Origin of the sequence: Gardnerella sp. 30-4, assembly GCF_001641215.1 — a bacterium.
GTDB lineage: Bacteria > Actinomycetota > Actinomycetes > Actinomycetales > Bifidobacteriaceae > Bifidobacterium > Bifidobacterium leopoldii.
The window spans coordinates 1-4,395 of record NZ_LXJL01000076.1 but is presented as its reverse complement, the minus strand read 5'-3'; the positions used below and the strand labels follow the sequence as shown (position 1 = coordinate 4,395).

The 4,395-nt window shown below is 44.7% G+C and carries 4 protein-coding genes; all 4 read left to right on the top strand.

Annotated features, from left to right (window positions below):
• The first annotated feature begins 66 nt into the window (after window positions 1-66).
• The 4 genes from nrdH (at window position 67) to nrdF (ending at window position 4,324) form a co-directional block, all read left to right on the top strand.
• Window positions 67-327: a glutaredoxin-like protein NrdH gene (gene nrdH, locus A5294_RS04940; RefSeq protein WP_004574150.1), complete on the top strand. Its 261-nt coding sequence runs from the start codon at window positions 67-69 to the stop codon at window positions 325-327.
• Between the two features lie 3 nt (window positions 328-330).
• Window positions 331-831, top strand: a complete 501-nt coding sequence (gene nrdI, locus A5294_RS04935) for a class Ib ribonucleoside-diphosphate reductase assembly flavoprotein NrdI (RefSeq protein WP_004105666.1) — start codon at window positions 331-333, stop codon at window positions 829-831.
• Window positions 832-924: 93 nt separating this feature from the next.
• Window positions 925-3,132: a class 1b ribonucleoside-diphosphate reductase subunit alpha gene (gene nrdE / locus A5294_RS04930; RefSeq protein WP_004105668.1), complete on the top strand. Its 2,208-nt coding sequence runs from the start codon at window positions 925-927 to the stop codon at window positions 3,130-3,132.
• A 97-nt stretch (window positions 3,133-3,229) separates the two neighbouring features.
• A complete protein-coding gene (gene nrdF / locus A5294_RS04925) occupies window positions 3,230-4,324 on the top strand; it encodes a class 1b ribonucleoside-diphosphate reductase subunit beta (protein ID WP_004105670.1) in 1,095 nt (364 codons plus the stop codon).
• The last annotated feature ends 71 nt before the right edge of the window (window positions 4,325-4,395 follow it).

Below are 4,395 nucleotides of genomic sequence, written 5' to 3'. Positions count from 1 at the left end.
AGCTACTTGGCTTTTGTCGATACAACACGGAATTGCAAAATTCCCCCATCACCAGAGGAGATTGAAATGACTATCACAGTGTTTACTAAACCTCATTGCCCACAGTGTGATGCAACTAAGCGACAGTTCACAAAACTTGGCGTGAACTTTGAAACAGTAGACTTGTCAAAAAGCCCTGAATCACTCGAACAGTTAAGAAATGCCGGATACCGTCAAGCTCCAGTAGTCATTGCTCCCGACGCATCCTGGAGTGGGTACCGTCCAGATCTAATTGCGCAAATTGCGGATAAACTCGGAACTTCCGCAGAGGCAGCAAAAGAAGCATAAGAAATGTGTGAGCAAGAAAATATAACACAACAAAGCGAGCCTGAATCGCGCGCACAAGGCGAATCAATCGGAGCTGTAGTCTACTTTTCCTCAGTTTCCGAAAACACGTTAAGATTTGTGCAAAATTGCGATTTTCCAAGCAATAACGTAAACGTGTACCGCATACCACTTCGCCCTAAAGAGCCGGAATTAAACGTGCGCGAACCGTACGTTTTGATTGTTCCAACTTACGGCGGTGGAAATATTGCGAAAGCAATACCAATACAAGTTCGCAAATTCTTAAATAATCGCGAAAATCGTTCGTTTATTCGCGGGGTAATTTCTTCCGGAAATACAAATTTTGGAGAAGCATATTGCGCTGCAGGCGGTCAAATTGCAGGAAAGTGCAAAATCCCAAATATGTACTCGTTTGAACTCACGGGAACTGCAGAAGATATAGAAAAAGTAGCGCATGGGATACCGAGATTTTTAAAACAACTCAAAGAAACAGAACAAACGAAATAAACGAAATAAGTAAAAGAAACAAAACAAACAGCGTTTGAAAAACAAAAATAACGCATGAAGAAAGGAACAAACCCCATGAATAGCACAGATCCGATGAGCGAATCTACTTCGCTTAATCTTGATCACACTGATTCTGCAAGCACAACTGCCAGCACAACAGCAGAGCGCATTCGCAACAGCCGCGACTACCACGTTCTTAACGCTATGCTCGGTCTTTTTGACCCAGAAAAAGGCATTCAGTTTGATAAAGATCAGGAAGCAGAAAAGCTTTACGTTTCGGATTACGTGCAAGAACACAGCATGAAGTTTGCTTCAACTCGCGAACGCTTGAACTATTTGATTGACAACTATTACTACAACGGCAACGTGTTCAACAAATACAGCGATGAGTTTCTCGATAAATTCTACGAGCATGCAGAAGCCGCTCACCACACTTTTGGCACATTCTTAGGTGCTTTTAAGTTCTACACTTCTTACGCTTTAAAGACTTTCGACGGCAAACAGTATTTGGAAAACTTCGCTCAACGCGCAGCTGCAGTCGCTTTGGAACTCGCAGACGGCGACGAAAAAGCAGCGCTCAACTATTTGGACGAAATGCTTGCAGGTCGCTTCCAGCCAGCCACTCCAACGTTCTTGAATCTTGGTAAAGCTCAGCGCGGAGAGGCTGTGAGCTGCTTCCTCGTGCGTTTGGAAGATAATATGGAGTCTATTGCGCGCGGAATTAATTCTGCTTTGCAACTTTCTAAACGAGGCGGCGGCGTGGCTCTTTTGCTTACGAATTTGCGCGAGCTTGGCGCTCCTATTAAGCGCATCGAAAATCAGTCGAGTGGCGTTGTACCTGTTATGAAGCTTTTGGAAGATTCATTCTCTTACGCTAATCAGCTTGGCGCTCGTCAGGGCGCTGGTGCTGTGTATATTAGCGCTCACCACCCAGATATTATGCGTTTCCTCGACACTAAGCGCGAGAACGCGGACGAGAAGATTCGTATTAAGTCGCTTTCTTTAGGCGTTGTTATTCCAGATATTACTTTTGAGCTTGCTAAGCGCAAAGAAAAGATGGCTTTGTTTAGCCCTTACGATGTTGAGCGCGAATATGGCAAGCCTTTTGCAGACATTTCTGTTACTGAACATTACGACGAGATGGTTGCAAATCCTCGCATTCACAAGAAGTACATCGACGCTCGCGAATTCTTTATGACACTTGCGGAAATTCAGTTTGAGTCTGGCTACCCTTACATTTTGTTTGAGGATACTGTGAATCGCACAAATCCTATTAAGGGTCGCATTACTATGAGCAACTTGTGCTCCGAGATTTTGCAAACTCAGGAAGCAAGCACTTATAACGCTGACTTATCTTATAGTCACGTTGGCCGCGACATTTCTTGCAATCTCGGCTCTCTTAATATTGCTAAGGCAATGGATGGTGACTTGGGTGCAAGCGTTGATTTGGCGGTACGTGCGCTCACTTCTGTTTCGGAGCACACTTCGATTGATTCTGTACCTTCGATTCGTCGCGGAAACGCAGAAGGTCACGCTATTGGCTTGGGTCAAATGAATTTGCACGGTTTCCTTGCTCGCGAGCACATGCAGTACGGAAGCGAGGAAGCTCTTGACTTTACAGACATGTACTTTATGACTGTTGCTTATCACGCTTATAAGGCTTCTCACGCTTTGGCTGTAGAGCGCGGACACGCTTTTGCAAGCTTTAAAACGAGTGCCTACGCTAAGCCTGCAGGAAAAGGCAACTATTTCGATAAATACACTGATGGAAGTCGTTCTCTTGAGCCTCGCACTCAAGCGGTTCGCGATTTGTTTGCTCGTTTCAATGTTGCGATTCCAAGTGTTTCAGACTGGGAGCAACTGCGCGACGAGATTTTGCGCGACGGCATTTACAACGAGTATTTGCAGGCTGTTCCTCCAACTGGCTCAATCTCTTACATCAACCATTCCACGAGTTCAATCCACCCAATTGCTTCTCGCATTGAGATTCGTAAAGAGGGCAAAGTTGGTCGCGTCTACTACCCTGCAGCATACATGACGAACGACAATATGCAGTACTTTAAGGATGCTTACGAGATTGGCTGGAAGGCAATTATTGATACTTACGCTGAAGCAACTCAGCATGTGGATCAGGGATTGTCGCTTACTTTGTTCTTCCCAGACACTACGACTACTCGCGATTTGAATAAGGCTCAGATTTACGCATGGCGCAAGGGCATTAAGACTCTTTACTACATTCGTATTCGCCAGAAAGCTTTGGAAGGTACGGAAATTGAAGGTTGCGTAAGCTGCACACTATAAGTAGTAGTGATAAAAATTTTAGCTACGTAGATATTTCCAAATTAAATAAAAAAACTTAAAAATTTTGTAAAACGTAAACACAAGATCAGGAGTAATTATGACAGAACTCGATACAACTGCGCTCGATCCAACAGCATTGCGCAGTAGCCTCGATAAGCCTTTCGGCACAAATCGCGTAATCGCAGATGACGCTATGATGGCAGCTTCTATCACACCATCTCAGTACCGCTACCATCACGGATCGCGTGTACGCCCAGTTAATTGGAATAATATTGTTGACGACAAGGATTTGGACGTTTGGAATCGTCTTATTGCTAACTTCTGGCTTCCTGAAAAAGTGCCGCTGAGCAACGATATTCCTTCTTGGCGTTCCCTCACCGATCTTGAACGCAAGACCACTACTCGCGTTTTTACGGGCTTGACTTTGCTTGATACTAGCCAGGCAACTATTGGCGAGCTTTGCCAGATTGAGCACGCTCGCACTGAGCACGAGCAGGCTATTTACACGAATATTGCTTTTATGCAGTCGATTCACGCGCGCTCCTACTCCTCTATTTTCTCTACTCTTTGCTCTAGCGAGGAAATTGACGAAGCTTACCGTTGGGCTGTTGGCAACGATGTTTTGCAGCAGCGCGTCACCACTGTGCTTTGCGAGTACGAGAGCGAAGATCCGCTTAAACGCAAGATTGCTGCAACTATGCTTTCTTCACTTCTTCTTTACGCGGGATTCTACCTTCCGCTTTATTTTGCTTCTCGCGGAAAGATGATGAACACTGCCGATATGATTCGTTTGATTTTGCGCGATAAGGCGATTCACGGCTATTATTCTGGTTACAAGTTCCAGCGCGGTTTGGAGCTTAGAAGCGAGAACGATAAGAAGAATCTTGAAAAGTTCACTATGAACTTGCTCGATACTTTGTACGATTTGGAAGTTGAGTATTCTGGTCAGATTTACGAAGGATTTGACTTCCACGATGACGTTTTTGACTTCGTTCGTTATAACGCTAACAAGGCTTTGATGAATCTTGGCTATCCTGCTAAGTACAGCGAAGAAGAAACTCACGTAAGCCCAGAAATTCTCGCAGCTCTATCTCCTGCTGCCGACGAAAATCACGACTTCTTCTCCGGCTCTGGCTCCAGCTACATCATGGGAAAGTCTGTTGAAACCGACGACGACGATTGGGACTTCTAGTCGCATAATTGATTGTTTATTTGATTAACTGACTGTTCGATTGGTTAACTAATTAATTTAATTAGTTAACC